Origin of the sequence: Roseovarius arcticus (assembly GCF_006125015.1) — a bacterium.
Classification (GTDB): domain Bacteria; phylum Pseudomonadota; class Alphaproteobacteria; order Rhodobacterales; family Rhodobacteraceae; genus Roseovarius; species Roseovarius arcticus.
Genome location: NZ_SZZN01000001.1, coordinates 3,061,788 through 3,076,889 on the forward strand (window position 1 = coordinate 3,061,788; position 15,102 = coordinate 3,076,889).

General features: G+C 60.0%; 11 protein-coding genes. 2 read left to right on the forward strand and 9 right to left on the reverse strand.

The window, feature by feature from the left end:
• Positions 1-2: 2 nt before the first annotated feature.
• Complete coding sequence (locus MK6180000_RS14730; RefSeq protein ID WP_138935412.1) at positions 3-1,010, forward strand: 2-hydroxyacid dehydrogenase; 1,008 nt, start codon at positions 3-5, stop codon at positions 1,008-1,010.
• On the opposite strand, the gene MK6180000_RS14735 is transcribed toward MK6180000_RS14730, so the two are convergent.
• From MK6180000_RS14735 to MK6180000_RS14755, 5 genes are all read right to left on the reverse strand, one after another.
• Complete coding sequence (locus tag MK6180000_RS14735; protein WP_212751914.1) at positions 1,001-1,774, reverse strand: DMT family transporter; 774 nt, start codon at positions 1,772-1,774, stop codon at positions 1,001-1,003. The two genes, MK6180000_RS14730 and MK6180000_RS14735, sit on opposite strands and share 10 nt — an antisense overlap.
• Positions 1,775-1,836: 62 nt before the next feature.
• Positions 1,837-3,192 (reverse strand): (R)-1-hydroxy-2-aminoethylphosphonate ammonia-lyase, encoded by a 1,356-nt coding sequence (gene pbfA / locus MK6180000_RS14740; protein WP_138935414.1) that lies wholly within the window; start codon positions 3,190-3,192, stop codon positions 1,837-1,839.
• Between the two features lie 79 nt (positions 3,193-3,271).
• Positions 3,272-4,720 carry a phosphonoacetaldehyde dehydrogenase gene (gene phnY / locus MK6180000_RS14745; RefSeq protein ID WP_138935415.1) on the reverse strand — a complete coding sequence of 483 codons (1,449 nt, stop codon included), beginning with the start codon at positions 4,718-4,720 and terminating at the stop codon, positions 3,272-3,274.
• An 11-nt stretch (positions 4,721-4,731) separates the two neighbouring features.
• A complete protein-coding gene (gene phnA / locus MK6180000_RS14750) occupies positions 4,732-5,976 on the reverse strand; it encodes a phosphonoacetate hydrolase (protein ID WP_138935416.1) in 1,245 nt (414 codons plus the stop codon).
• 16 nt (positions 5,977-5,992) lie between these two features.
• Positions 5,993-7,177, reverse strand: a complete 1,185-nt coding sequence (locus MK6180000_RS14755; protein WP_138935417.1) for a 2-aminoethylphosphonate--pyruvate transaminase — start codon at positions 7,175-7,177, stop codon at positions 5,993-5,995.
• A 120-nt stretch (positions 7,178-7,297) separates the two neighbouring features.
• Between MK6180000_RS14755 and MK6180000_RS14760 the strand changes: the two genes are divergently transcribed.
• Positions 7,298-8,173 (forward strand): LysR substrate-binding domain-containing protein, encoded by an 876-nt coding sequence (locus MK6180000_RS14760; RefSeq protein WP_138935418.1) that lies wholly within the window; start codon positions 7,298-7,300, stop codon positions 8,171-8,173.
• Here MK6180000_RS14760 and MK6180000_RS14765 read toward each other — a convergent pair.
• The 4 genes from MK6180000_RS14765 to MK6180000_RS14780 all read right to left on the reverse strand — a co-directional run bounded on the left by MK6180000_RS14765 (position 8,170) and on the right by MK6180000_RS14780 (position 15,093).
• Entirely contained in the window at positions 8,170-10,197 is a 2,028-nt protein-coding gene (locus tag MK6180000_RS14765; protein WP_138935419.1) for a putative 2-aminoethylphosphonate ABC transporter permease subunit, read from the reverse strand. The genes MK6180000_RS14760 and MK6180000_RS14765 overlap by 4 nt on opposite strands.
• Before the next feature lie 3 nt (positions 10,198-10,200).
• Entirely contained in the window at positions 10,201-11,325 is a 1,125-nt protein-coding gene (locus MK6180000_RS14770) for a putative 2-aminoethylphosphonate ABC transporter ATP-binding protein (protein ID WP_138935420.1), read from the reverse strand.
• 78 nt (positions 11,326-11,403) lie between these two features.
• Complete coding sequence (locus MK6180000_RS14775) at positions 11,404-12,423, reverse strand: putative 2-aminoethylphosphonate ABC transporter substrate-binding protein (protein WP_138935421.1); 1,020 nt, start codon at positions 12,421-12,423, stop codon at positions 11,404-11,406.
• Between the two features lie 207 nt (positions 12,424-12,630).
• Positions 12,631-15,093: a GcvT family protein gene (locus tag MK6180000_RS14780; RefSeq protein WP_138935422.1), complete on the reverse strand. Its 2,463-nt coding sequence runs from the start codon at positions 15,091-15,093 to the stop codon at positions 12,631-12,633.
• Positions 15,094-15,102: the final 9 nt, after the last annotated feature.

Genomic DNA, 15,102 nt, shown 5'->3' on the forward strand with positions numbered 1-15,102 from the left:
CCATGAAGATCGTCCGCACCGACGCCGAGCTGCAAACCCCCATCACCGACGCGGCCCTGCGCGCGGCTGGGCACGATCTGGTCACCCTGCCTGATGGGATTGATGAGGATAGCCTGATCGCCGCCGTGCAAGACGCAGACCTTTTGCTGATGTGCTACACACCCATCACCGCGCGGGTGATAGAGGCTGCACCGCGCCTGCGCGGTATCGTCAAATACGGTGTCGGCATCGACGCCATCGACATTCCCGAGGCCAAGGCACACGGCGTAACCGTCGTGAACATCCCCGAATACGCCGAGGAAACGGTGGCCGAGGGCGCATTCACCCTGATGATCGCACTGGCCAAACGTCTGATCCCGCTGGACCGCCAGATGCGCCAAGAGGGCTGGGCGTGGCCCGAGCCTGCGTGGCTGGGCAGTGACATCGCGGGCAAGACGATCGGCATTATCGGCTTTGGCAAAATCGGGCGCAGCATGGCGCGGATGTGCGGCAAGGGCTTTCGCGCCGACGTGGTCGCCTATAGCCCGCATACGCCCGCCAGCGATATGGAAGCCGAGGGCGTGCGCCATGCCGCCACGCTGGAGGAATTGCTGGCACAAAGCGATGTCGTTAGCATCCATTGCGTTTTGAATGACAGCACCCGGCACTTGATCGGCGAGGCGCAGCTGCGCGCGATGCAGCCCCACGCGCATCTGATAAACGTCTCGCGCGGGGCCATCGTGGACGAGGCGGCACTGGTGCTTGCGTTGCAGGAGGGCTGGATCGCGGGCGCAGGGCTGGACGTGTTCAGCGAGGAGCCGGTGCGCCGGACCGGGCACACGATCAGCCCGCTTTTCGATATGGATAACGTGATCCTGTCGCCGCACCTGACATTTTATACAGCAGAGGCAATGGAGCGGTTGGAGCGCGAGACTTTGGAGCGGTGCAGCGAGTTGTTAGAAGGCAAGCCAGTCATGATCAAATCTGCCGATCCGCGCCTTCAAGGGCAGCCCGGCGCGCGTTATCCGTGACCGGCGATCAGCACGATCCCCAGCGCCACGATGATCGCCGCGATCAGGCGCCGCCCGCGCGGCCCTTCACCAAACCATAACACGCCAATCATCGCGGCAAAGATCACTGACGTCTCGCGCAGCGCAGATACCAGCCCAAGCGGCGCCAGCGTCTTGGCATATAGAACCAAGCCATAGGCGCAGCCCGATATAACCCCACCCAGCAAGGCCAGCGCGATGGTCTTGGCAGGTAGGGCGCGCAACCGTGCTATGCGCGTGGGAAAAATGTACATCGCCACCGTCACGTTGCCGATAAACACCCACCCGATATAGGCCACCGGATTGCCTGATGCCCGCACCCCCATCCCGTCGACCAGTGTGTAGCTGGCCACGATCACGCCGACACCGATCGCCGCCATGACGCCCGCCAACGGCAGCGCGCCGCGCAGAACCGGGGCGGCCAACACCGAGATGCCGACGCTAATCGCCAGGATGCCCGCCCATGCGTAGGCGGGCAGTACCTCGCCCACCCAAAATTGCGCCCCAAGCGCCACCAGCAGCGGGGCAAGACCGCGCGAAATGGGATAGATAAGGCTCAGATCGCCCAGCCCATAGGCGACGTTCAGCAGCCAGAAGTAGCCCCAGTGAATGACGATGGACGCGATCAGCCACGGCACCGCGTCCCAAGACATGAACGGCGAATAGAACGCTAGCACCAGACCGAACGCCGCCTGCCCCACACATATCAGCCCCGAGGTCAGCGCGCGGTCCCGCGCGCCCTTCATCACGGCATTCCAAAGCGCATGAAGCAGCGCGGCGCAGAGCACCATAAGGCTGACAGTTAGTGTCAGCTTGCCGCGTCCCGAATTGCGGTCACGACGATGTTCAGCGCGCGATCCAGATCATCCTTCGGGATGGTCAGCGGCGGTGACAGGGTCAGCACGCAGCCTTGGGATATTTTGAAGCTGAGGCCCGCGTCGAGACAGGCGTAATAGATACTCTCGGCCAGCGCATTTCCGGGGGTTTTACCCTCACGCTCCTGCACGATCTCGACGCCGAACATCAGGCCGCGGCCCCGAATATCACCAACGATACGGCAGCCGTCCAAGCGGTCACGCAGCATGTTCATCGCGTAATCGCCCAGCTCGGCCGAACGCTCGACAAGGTTCTCGTCCTCGATGATTTCCAGCGTGGTCAGCGCCGCGCGGGCGGTCACCGGGTTTTTCTCATGCGTGTAATGCCCGATGGCAAAATCACCGCATACGTCCAGATCGCGACGCGCAACGCAGGCCGCAATGGGCAGGATGCCCCCGCCCAGTGCCTTGCCCATCGTCACGATATCTGGGATCACATTGTCATGCTCAAACGCGAACATGCGGCCCGTTTTGCCCAGGCCTGTCGGTATCTCGTCAAAGATCAGCAGCGCGCCGTGGCGATCGCACGCCTCGCGCACCGCCTTCCAAAAACCGGGGGGCGGCACGTAGGGCACCGCGCGCATTGGCTCGGCTATCACAGCCGCGACATCGCCCTCACGCTCGAGTACGTAGTCTACCATCTTGGCGCAAGCCAACCCGCAGACGTCCGGCCCCGCGTGGTTGTAGGGGCAGCGATAGCAGGCGAAGGGCGCAACATGCTCGGCGCCAGGTATCAGCGGCCCGGCAATATGGCTGCGGAACGTCGCCTCGCCGCCGACGCTGGCCGCGCCCATCCCCGCACCGTGGAAGGCATCCCAGAAACTGACCGTCTTGAACCGGCCCGTCGCCGCGCGCGCGATTTTCAGTGCGACCTCATTGGCGTCCGAACCGCCCGTGGTGAACAGCGTCTTGCCCAGATCGCCGGGTGCGATCTCGGCCAATTTCTCGGCCAGTTGCGTCGCAGGCTCGTTGGTGAAACGGCGGGGGGCGAATGGCAGCGCGTCCATCTGTGCCGCGATGGCGGCCTTGAGGCGCGGATGGCCGTACCCAATATGGTGCAGCGAATTGCCGTGGAAATCCATGAAACGCCGGCCATCGAGGTCTTCGATCCAGATGCCTTCGGCCTTTGCGATGGTGCTGACACAGGGGCTGCTCAGGCTCTGGTGCAAAAACGCGTTCGAGTCGCGCTGCAGCAGCGGCGCAGAATTCGGCCCGATTGATTTCTTCAGCCACGCCTGACGCGCCTTCGAGGTGTTGGATTCGCCTTCGGTGTGAACAATCGGGGTCATGGGTGCCTCGTCTTTGGGGTGCCGGTGGCGTCAAAAAAGAGAGGCCCGACATGCGGGCCTCAAGTCTCAGGAAGAGTGGCTATACCGGCCAAGGAAGCGAGTATGTTTTAACATTGGTGAAGAACTTCATCGCCTCGATGACGCCCTCTTTTACGCCATTTCCGCTATCTTTGATCCCGCCGAAGGGCGACATTTCTATCCGGTAGCCGGGCTGTTCCCAGATATTGCATGTGCCCACGTTCAGCCCGTTGATATAGGCGATAGCGCGGTTCAGATCGTTGGTGCAGACGCCGGACGACAGGCCAAAGGGCGTCGAGTTCGAAATCTTCATCACCTCGGCGTCGTCATCTGGCACACGCACGATGGGGATGATGGGGCCAAATGTTTCCTCCATCACCAGCTCGCTGTCGTGAGGCACAAAATCCACTACAATAGGCGGCAGTAGCGCGCCTTGCCGTTTGGGATGATAGAGTATCTTGGCACCCTGCTTTTCTGCGTCCAGAACACGGTTTTCGAAAATTTCGGCGGCTTTGGAGTGAATCACGCAGCCCAGCTGTGTTTCTGGGTCTTGCGGGTCACCAAAGCGGATTGCCTTGGCCTTTTCCAGCACCAGCGGCACGAAGCGGTCCGCGACCGATTCCTGAACCAAAATACGCTTGATCGCGGTGCAACGCTGGCCAGAATTGCCCGTCGCGCCCGCAACGGCGATGGTTGCGGCCTTATCTAGATCGGCATCAGACAGGTCGTTGCAGATGATCAGCGGATCGTTTCCGCCCAGCTCCAGCGCTTGGCGTTTATAGCCTGCCTTGGATGCGATCATCTTGCCCACCGGGACGCCGCCTGTGAACGTGATGATATCGATATGCTCGTTGGTGATCATCTCGTCCCCAATATCGCCGGGCAGGCCGGTGACGATCTGAAACATTTCGGGCGGCAGGCCGGCCTCATAGAGGATATCGGCCAGCGCAATCGCGGTTAGCGGCGTCAGCTCGGTCGGTTTGCAGACCATGCAATTATTCGTGGCAATTGACGGCGCGATCTTGTGGCTGACCATGTTCAGCGGGTGGTTGAACGGGGTAATCGCGCTAATGCAGCGCACCGGCTCGCGCATGGTGTAGATGTTACGCGCCTTCCCATTGTGCGTCAGGTCGCACGAGAAGATCTCGCCATCGTCAATCAGTGCCTGACCTGCGGCAAATTGGTAGACATCCTGCGCGCGCTTCGTCTCGTAAATGGCGTGCTGGTGGCAAATACCTAGCTCCAACGTCAGCCACTTTGCCAAATACTCGCGCTTTTCGCCGATCAGCTGGCCTGCGCGGGTCAGGATCTGGCTACGCTCGTAGCGGGTCAGGGTCGACTTGTAATTTGCGGCGATCTCGAACGCGCGGCGCGCGTGCTCAGCCTTGCCCGCGGGGACGGTGCCCACGACCTCATCGGTGTAGGGATAGAGCACCTCGATGACATCATCGGTAAAGACGATTTCGCCGCCGATGCGCATTCCCTCGTGGCGTTGCTCGATCTTGGTCATGGGCTGGCCCCTTACTGCGCGGCGGCGGTGGTGGCGTAATAGAATGCGTCGAAATTACGCAATTCCGGCTTGCTGGGCAGGTCGAGTTTGCGGTTCGCGATGAAGGGCACGACCTGCTCGGTCAGGCCGCCGTGGCTGCGCAGCGGCTCGTTCAGGGCGGCCAGATCATGGCGATGCTCGGACGTGCCGATGGTCATGTTTTCGGTCGAGATCATGACGATATCGCCGATGCGATCCTCTGGCAGCTCAAAGCGTTTGACGGCCTCTTCTTTGCTGATGACTTCCAGCAGCTCGTCGTGCTTTTTAAGGCGCGCGATGATGTCGGCGCGGTCGGCGTTCTTGGGCAGGTAGGCGGTGGCAAAGCCGCCCAGCGCGCCGTGGTGGACAACATAGGGATCAGTGATTGGCAGGATAACGCGGGCCGCAGCCTCGCCCAGCCATTCGTCCATCAAATCCTGCACATAGATGACCTGCGGATCGCCATTGGCGTCATGTTTCGGCTTCATGCCGTGGTCCGCTGTCACAACGATAGCCGCGCCCATCTCATCAAGTTGGCCCAGATATTTGTCGAACATCTTGTAGAACGATTTGGCCTCGGCGTCGTCGGGCGCATACTTGTGCTGAACATAGTCGGTGGTGGTCAGATACATCACGTCCGGCTTCCACTCCCGCAGCAGCTTGACGCCGGCGGCGAACACGAATTCCGACAGCTCGGCAGAATATACCTCGGGCTGCGCCATGCCCAGCCACTTGCTGGCGGCGTCCTGCCCATGCTCGGCCTGCGTGGAGGTATCGGATTTCTCGGCCGAGAAGCATTTGGCGCGGTCGTCGTCGAACTTGAGCCCCGCGCCCAAGAGCGCGCGCAGCTTGTCTTTGGCGGTGACGATGGCGACGCGGGCGCCCGCCTCGTAGAATTTGCTGAACACGGTCGGCGCGCGTAGGAAGCGGACGTCGTTCATCATCACCTCTTCGCCAGTATCCGGATCATAGAGGTAATTGCCGCAGATCCCGTGGACGATGGGCGGGCGGCCCGTCGCGATGCTTAGGTTATTGGGGTTGGTAAAGGACGGGATCACCGAATGGGCCAGCCGGTCGGTGCCCGTCTCCTTCATCCGCGCAAGGTTCGGCATCAGGCCATCCGCGATGGCTTTTGTCAGATATTCCGGCTCGCAGCCGTCGAGGCAGATGGCGATGGCACAGACCTTGGGCGCGGGATAGGTGCGGTCGTTGGCAGTGACGGGGTTGGTTACGGGCATCTTAGTTCCTTAAAATTCAGGCGGCCAGCTTGGCGCGTTCTTCCAGCGCGATGGCCGGCGGTGTGGCGTCGGTGACGCCCATTTCCTTGAGCGATGCGGCGGCGGCATCGACCACCTTGCGCATCACGTGTTCGTCCATCTGCCCGATGCAGCCGACGCGGAAGCTGTCCACGATGGTTAACTTGCCGGGGTAGATGATGAAACCTTTGTCCTTCATCAGGCTATAAAAGCGATCAAAGACGAAGCTCTCATCCGCAGGGCAGAAAAATGTGACGATGATTGGTGACAGCCAGCGATCTTTGAGCAGCGTCTCAAAACCGAGGCCGCGCATCCCCTCGACCATTACGTCGCGGTTGCGTGCATACCTCGCGCCGCGCCCAGCAACGCCGCCCTCAACCTCGTGTGCGCGGAGGGCCACGAGGAACGCCGCGACCACATGGGTCGGCGGGGTAAATCGCCATTGGCCGGTTTTGTTCATATGCGCCCATTGCGCGTGAACGTCGAGGCTAAGCGAATGACTGCGGCCTTTAGCGGCCTCCAACTCAGACTTGCGCGCAATGACAAAGCCAAAGCCGGGCACGCCCTCGATGCATTTGTTGGCGGACGATACCAGCGCCTCATAGCGGATTTCGGACGGCTTTAGCTCAATCGCGCCAAAGGCCGACATCGAATCGATCAGCAGCTTGCGGCCTGCCGCATATGTCGCCTCCGATATTTCCTGCACCGGGTTCAGAATACCGCTCGACGTTTCGCAATGAATGGCGATGACGTGGGTAATGGCGGGATCGTTCGCGAGGATCTGCGCAACCTCTTCGCCCCGCGGGGGCAGGTAGTCGCCCTTATCCAGCACGATGTGATCGCGGCCCAGATACTCCAGCGTTTGCACTGTGCGTTTGCCATAGGCGCCGTTGGCCAGCACCAGCGCCTTGCCGTCCTTGGGCAGAAATGACGCCAGCATCGCCTCGACCGCAAAGGTGCCGCTGCCTTGCATCGGGACGCAGTCGAAATCGTCCTTACCGTCGCCCAACAGCACCAGCAGCCGGGTGCGCACCTCAGCTGTCATGCCGCGAAAATCGTCGTCCCAACTGCCCCAGTCACGCAGCATCGCCTCCTTGGTGGCCAGCGATGTGGTCAGCGGACCGGGCGTAAGCAGGTAAGGCTCACCCAGATGCGGGGCCTCAAGAGGGGGGGTCTCGGCCATGGACGTATCTCCGAAATAGCTGTTTCTAGAATAGGATTGCCGCAAGCGTGCCCATATGTAAAATTGCAATAATCAATTAAAGCATAGGCGCGACTTATGCTTCTTTACCAGAGAGGCCCTATGCGGCACAGCCAGCTACGCGCGTTTCACCATGTCGCCGCCCTTGGCGGATTTTCGCGCGCGGCTGAGGCGCTATTTCTAACGCAGCCCGCCATATCGGAGCAGGTTCGCAAGCTGGAACAGGCCTATGATGTGCTGCTGTTTCACCGCGAACGGCGGCGCGTGCGTCTGACCGAAACGGGCGAGCATCTATTCCTGCTGACCAAGCAATTTTTTGAGGTCGAGCAGCGCATCGCCGACTACATGACCGAAACCCGCGCCCGCGTGGAGGGCGAACTGCGCATCGTCGCCGACAGCGCGCATCACGTGATCGACATGCTGACCCAGTTTCGCCAGAAATATCCGGGCGTGACCCTGTCACTGCGCAGCGGCAACACCGAGGGAATCTTGCATGACTTGCGCAGCTACGACGCCGAGATTGGCGTAATTGGCGACGCACCTTCGGGGCCCGACTTGCAACTGCTGGATCTGGGCGACACGCCCATCGTCGCCTTTGCGGCGGCGGGTTTGCTGGACGATCCTGCCGCCGGGCTAACGCTGGCGCAGGCCGCCAAGTGGCCGCTGATCCTGCGCGAGGCGGGATCGAAAACACGCGCCAGCCTAGAGGAACAGGCAGGAAAGCTGGGTATCACCCTGAGCCCCGCTATCGTGGCCGAGGGACGCGAGGCGGTGCGCGAAATGGTGGCATCCGGCGCCGGGATCGGCTTCGTCTCGCAGGCGGAATTCGGGTATGATCCGCGGCTGGTGCAAATACCGCTGACGGATGTAGATATTCGGATGCGCGAGACGATCGTGCACCTAAGCCAGCGCAGCGAGGTGCGGGTAATCCGCGCCTTCATGGAATTCGCGCGCGCGGGTGCACCGCCGCAGGACTAGCGGGTGCGCCACGCCTGCGTGCGTCCCAAGATCCCTCTGGACGCGATGAGGTGGATGATCCGCGCAAACGCGTTGGTATAGAAAATCATCATCCCCATCGCCGCCGCCGGGGCGATATCGCCCGCGTCGTCCATATTGAGCACAGCAATCGACGCCAGCGCCGTGTCGGTCGAATAAAGGAAAACGACTGCCGATACCGTCGTCATCGCGTTGACGAACAGATAGATCGAAATGTCGAGGATCGCAGGTAGGCAAACCGGGACAGTGACGCGCGCAAACAGCTTCATGGTTGGTTGCTTGAGCGACGCCGCGACAGATTCGAACTCACCGTCCATCTGCTTGAGTGCGGTCACAGCGGTCAGATGCGACACGGTGTAAAAGTGAGTGACCGTCGACACGACGAGGATCACCATCGTGCCGTAAATCACGTTCAGCGGATTATCGGGATTGTTGAAAAAGAAGATGTAAGCGAGGCCCAAGACCATTCCGGGGATCGCCATGGGTAGCATCGCAAAGCCCTGAAATATTGCGCGTCCGGTTGTGAAACCCTTCGACTTCTCGACGAGGTAGGCGCCAAAGAATACGACCGCCGTGCCGATAACCGCCGTGAGCAGGCCCAGCTTGATCGAGTTGTAATACGCCTCCCAGCCGCCGCCATCCATGCGGTTGAATTGAAAGTTCTTCAGACTGAGGCTAAGATCGTAAGGCCAAAATTTAACCAGTGCGGCAAACTGGCAAATGGCGAGGATGCCGACAATAAATATACCGACCAGCGTGCAATAGATCAGGAATATCCTGTCCATCTTCTTGTCCGGTTTGGGCTGGAACGGGACGGACCGCGCCGATAGGGATGAGATCTGTTTCGACTGCACCAGCCGGTCAATGGCGAAGGCGAAGATCGCAGGTATCACGAGGACGACGGACACCACCGCGCCCATCTCAAAATTCTGCTGGCCGATGACCTGTTTGTAGATATCGACCGCCAGCACGTTGAACTGGCCGCCGATAACCTTGGGCAGGCCAAAATCGGTGATCACCAAGTTAAACACCACGAACGCCGCAGAAATCAGGCCATAACGTGCAGCGGGAATCGTGACCGTCCAGAATGTGCGCCACGGCGACGCGCGCAAGGAGGTGGCCGCCTCGTACAGCCGCGCGTCCGATATCGCGAGCGCGGTTGATATGATGATGAATGCATGCGGAAAGGTGAAGAAAACTGAACCGATCAGGATGCCGATGGGGCCGTAGATCGACGCGCCAAAGAGCAATTCTTTGAGCATTCCCTGATTGCCGAAGAGATAGACCAAGGCAATGCCGGGCAAGAGTGACGGGACCAGAATGGGCATCATCGCGATCAGCCGGAACACGCCCTTGAACCTTATGCAGCTACGGTTCAGCGCATAGGCAAACCAGAACGCCAGCGCCACGGTGATGACCGTGCTAACGGCGGCGATCCATAGCGAGTTCTTGATCGAGTTCGACAGCGCAGGGGTCGAGAAATACTCGACAAAGTTGCTGATACCGCGCGATTTCGTCGGTCGCAGCGACACGCGCCGGAACGTGTTACTGTCCAGTTGCTGCCATTCAGAACCAGTGTAAAGTGTTGAGCCAACTAGATAACGGCCATCCTCGGCGATTGAACGGATCTTATACTCGACCGGGCTGCGAAAGCTGAAGTCCGGGAAAAAGCCTGTCACGCCGAGGCGGCCATCGGCATTGGTGTTCAAATCGCGCGGCGTGTACACACCAGCGGCTTCATTCAGCTCAAGACCGTTCAGAATCGTGCCGTCGAACGTGCCAGCCTCATCACTGACCTGAAACTCAAAGGCGGACAGATCAAATCGGTAGGTCGACAGCGATTTTGAGAACATGATTGACAGCGGCATTACCAGCGTCACGATCAAATATAGCGCGATCACGATCATCCCGGCGCGCATCAGAATGTCGTCGCGGCTGAGCTTACCTTTGATTGCCGCGCCAGTAGGCATTTGAGATTGTGCGGGCGAATGGGCTGTATCGGTCATCGATCAGACCCCGGCCGCATCAAAGACCATGACGCGGCTCTTGGGCAACTCGACCATCATCCGCTTGCCTTCGCTTAGGTCCAAACGGCGCACTGCGTTCATCGAGAAATTCGCAATCAACTCGCCCGACCCGAGGCTCGCCGATGCAAGGCGGCATCGCCAATATGAGCCGAGAAATTCCATTTCTGTCACTTCGACGTCTAGCGTGTTGCCTTGCGTCTCAACCTTGCCCGATGCGCCCGATGCCCCGTGCGCGCCCCCATGCGGCACCACATCCTCGGGGCGGATCGCCATGATGGCACGGCGGCCTTTGGGCACTGCGTGCTGCTCGCATTCCAGTTGCATCTGGCCGCAAGTAACGCCCTCCGGACCGTCCACGATTCCGTCAAATTTGTTCATGTCGCCGATAAATCCGGCCACAAAAAGAGTGCTGGGATGGCGATAAATTTCGGTAGGCGTGCCAATTTGCTCGACCCGGCCATTGTTGATGACAACGATCCTGTCGGCCATCGACAGCGCTTCTTCTTGGTCGTGAGTCACCATCACGGTGGTCACGCGCAACTTGCGCTGAAGCTCCTTGATCTCATGGCGCAGGTGAACGCGCACCTTGGCATCGAGCGCCGACAAAGGCTCGTCCAGCAGCAGAAGGCCGGGATTGGTAGCGATGGCGCGGGCCAGCGCGATGCGCTGTTGTTGGCCGCCCGATAGCTGGGCGGGGTATTTCTTGCGCTGTTCTTCCAGGCCGACGAGGTCCAGAAGTTCGGTCACGCGCGCGGCAATCTCTGGCTTCGTGCGGCCCGCATTTTCGAGGCCAAAGGCAATATTCTTTTCAATGGTGAGGTTTGGAAACAGCGCGTAGGATTGGAACACGATTCCAAAATCCCGCTCGAACGGGGGCAGGTTCGACACGTCCTTGCCGCCTTGATGGACCGATCCTTTGGTTTGCAGATCAAGGCCCGCAATGGCGCGTAGTAGCGTGGTCTTGCCGCAGCCAGATGGGCCAAGGAAGCAGACGAATTCGCCCTCTTCAATGTCCAGCGATACGTCGCTGAGCGCAAGGAAATCACCGAAGGCTTTCCACAGGTTTTCAATTTTTAGATAAGCATCGCCTGCGGTCGCCTCGGGCACGGGGGTAGTCCTTTCACGGGTGTATTTATTGTGGAGCAGAGCGAAAGAGGGCGGCCTAAGCCGCCCTCGGTCTCTGTCTTATTCCGCTTCGGACTTGCCGTCGTAGCGCTTCTGCCACTCTTCCAAGATGCGCGCGCGATTGTTTGCGGCAAACTCGAAATCGTTATCGATCATAGCGTCGGCCAGACCATCGGGAAAGAATTCAACGGGCTGTGCGATACCGTCGATGGCAACAACGGCATAGCCGACGTTATACATCCGCATAGCGTCTTCGGTGACGGTGAAATCGACCAGCTTCTGCGCCGCCTCGACCGCGTCCGTGCCCGCGACAATTGCGGTAGCTTCCATGTCCCAGCCGACACCTTCGGACGGCACGATGATCTCAATCGGTGCGCCTTCGGCCTTGGACTTGGCCCCGCGGAATGCAAACGAGATGCCGATCGGAATTTCGCCTGACGCCGCCAGCTTGCACGGCTTGGAGCCGGAGTGGGTGTAGCGCGCGATGTTGTTATGCAGCGCATCCATATATGCCCAGCCTTCGTCCTCGCCAAACATCTGCAACCAGCTGGACACGTCAAGGAAGCCTGTTCCCGATGAGTTCGGGTTTGGCATGATCACGTGGCCCTCATATTGCGGATCGGTCAGATCCTTCCACGAGGTCGGCATCGTCAGGCCCAGCTTTTCGGCCTCTACGGTGTTGACGCAAACGGCCGCGACCCAGGCGTCCATTCCGACCCATGCAGGGGGCGTATCCTTGTCCACGAACTTCGCGTTCAACTTTTCGACGCCAGCGGGCGCATAGGGCTCCAGCATGCCTTCGGATTTCAGCAGCAACAGCGATGTCGCGGCAAGACCCCAGATCACGTCAGCCTGCGGATTGTCACGCTCGGCCAGCAGCTTGGCAGTGATGACACCGGTGGAATCGCGGACCCAGTTGACGGTGATGTCGGGGTTCACCTCGTTGAATTTTTCAGCGTAGCGGGGCAGATCCTCAGCCTCGACGGCGGTATAGACGGTCAGTTCAGTCTGGGCGATTGCGGCGGTCGCCATGGCCGCACCGATCAAAGCTGAAACCGCTGTTGTAAGTTTGAAATTCATTGTCTTCTCCTCTGTATTTGAGCGGGCAAATAGGCCCACTTGTATGTTGCACGGCCTTCTTAGGACCGCTTTGCAACGAGACTGTGACAGGTTCCGCCTACAAGGAAAATCGATTTAACCTATCGAACCATTGGCTGAGCTTATCATTTCGCCACCTCTTCACACGGCTTTCTTTTGCCACTCTACCTCTGCGCGAATGATGCGAATTCATGCATCCGCTTTGGGTCGCGCGCCCGCGGGATCATAGGGACTGCGCAGATGCACTATGGCAGGCAGCTTTTCTCCTGCAAGATCAACTTTGAACTGCGCTGCCTCTAGCACTGCACGGGTCAGGGGCTGGCCCGCATGCAACAGGCACAATGCGGCGCTGGCGCCCAAAGAGTGCCCGTATGCGGCCGAACGCACCTCGCCGATCTCATTGCCGTCCATTAGTACCGCCTCGCCACCCCAGAGCTGCGTAGCGCCGTCCTCCAGCACCAATTGCACAATTTTTGTGCAAAGGTGGCGCGGATCAGCCTTGGCTGCCACCAACGCATCCCGCCCGATAAAGCCGCCCGGCTTGTCCATATCGACAGCAAAGCTGAGGCCCGCCTGCATCGGCGTGATATCTGGCGTCAATTCACGGCTCCACGCACGAAAGCCTTTTTCCAGCCGCAGCCCTTCCAGCGCGTAATATCCGGCATCGCGGATGCCGTGCGCGGCCCCGGCACGCATCAGGTCGTCATAGACGCCGACAGTAAATTCGGTCGGCACGATCAGCTCCCATCCCAGCTCGCCCACATATGTCATGCGATTGGCCAGCACTGTGGCATAGCCCAGATCAATCTGCCGGTGCGTGGAAAAAGGAAAAGCGGCATTGCCCAGATCGGCGTTGCTCAGCGCACCCAGAACGTCGCGCGATTTCGGCCCCATCAACGCCAGCACCGACCATGCAGAAGTCACATCGGTCAGCACCACATGCGCGCCGCCCTCCAGATTGCGGGTGATCCAATCAGCATCGTGCACCGCTTGGGCCGATCCGGTGATCAGCAGAAACTTGTCCCGCTCCAGCCGCAGGACGGTCAGATCGCTCTCGTATCCACCGCGCGAATTGAGCAGACCAGTATATACGGTGTGCCCCGGCGCGACGTCGACATTCGCCGCGCAGATCCTGTTTAGCTGCGCGCAGGCATCAGCGCCCTGCACCATCAATTTTGCAAACGACGTCTGGTCAAATAGGGCGACGCCCTCGCGCACTGCCTTATGCTCAGCGGCGACGGCATCGTGCCAATTCTGGCGGCCAAAGCTGTAATCGATGCGGGCACTGGCCGCGTCCTCAGCAAAGAAATTTGCCCGCTCCCACCCCATTTTTGATCCGAAAACGGCATGCTTGGCTGCCAGCCGATCATAGAGCGGCGAGCGGCGAAAGGGGCGCGCTGTGTCCAGCTCCCGATTGGGCCAGGGCATGGCGTAATGCAGGCCCAGTGTCTCTTTGATCCGGTCGTGCAGCCATGTGGGGTTATTGTTGAAACCCGCAAAGCGGCGGATATCAACGGCCCACAAGTCTGAGGTAGGCGCGCCCTCGACGATCCACTCGGCCAGCGCGCGACCGGCGCCCCCGGCACTTGCGATACCCATAGAATTAAAGCCGGCCCCGACAAAGAAGTTGCGCAGGTTGGGCGCCTCGCCAAGGATGTAATTGTTATCGGGGGTAAAGCTCTCAGGGCCATTGTAGAACTCTCGCACGCCAGCGTCTGCCAATTGCGGCACGCGGATCAGCGCATTGTCCATCAAGATCTCAAACTGGTTCCAGTCATCCGGCAAGAGCTGGAAAAAGAACTTGTCTGGGATGCCGTTCATCCCCCACGGCTTTGCCTCAGGCTCGAACCCGCCCATGACCAGGCCGCCGGTCTCCTCCTTGAAGTAGATAAAGCCGTCAGGATCGCGCATGACAGGCAAATCGGGGCTGACGCCTTCCATCTTTTCGGTGACGATGTAGAGATGCTCGGCCGAGTGCAGCGGCACATCGACGCCGCACATCAGGCCCAGCTTGCGCGCCCATTGGCCGGCGCAATTGATCACAACGTCTGCTTTGATTGTACCCTGGTCCGTAACAACACCGGTGACGGCGCCGTTTTCGGTCAGGATGTCCGTCACCTCGATCCCCTCAATCACCTTCGCGCCGCGATTTCGCGAGCCTTTGGCTAGCGATTGCGTCAAGTCCGTCGGGTTTGCTTTGCCATCGCCAGGCATCCAGAGCGCGCCTTTAACGTCGTCCACCTGCATGACAGGCCATTTTTCCTGCGCCTCGGCGGGGCTGATTACATCCACTTCCACGCCCTGCGCACGCGCGGCAGCGGCGGTGCGTTTCAGCATCGTCATACGATCCTCAGTGCGTGCCACAGTGATTGAGCCGCATTGCTTCCATCCGGTGCCAAGGCCGGTTTCGGCCTCAAGGCCAGCATAAAGCTCGGTTGAATACCGGATCAGCTCGGTCATCGCAGGCTGACTGCGTAACTGGCCGACGAGGCCCGCAGCGTGCCAAGTAGTGCCGCAGCTGAGCTGGCCCTGCTCCAGTAGGACGACGTCAGTATGACCCAGCTTGGTCAGGTGATATGCAACCGAGCAGCCGACGATGCCACCGCCGATAATCACATATTGGACGTCGCCCGGAAGGGTTTGATCAGACATCGGCAGGCT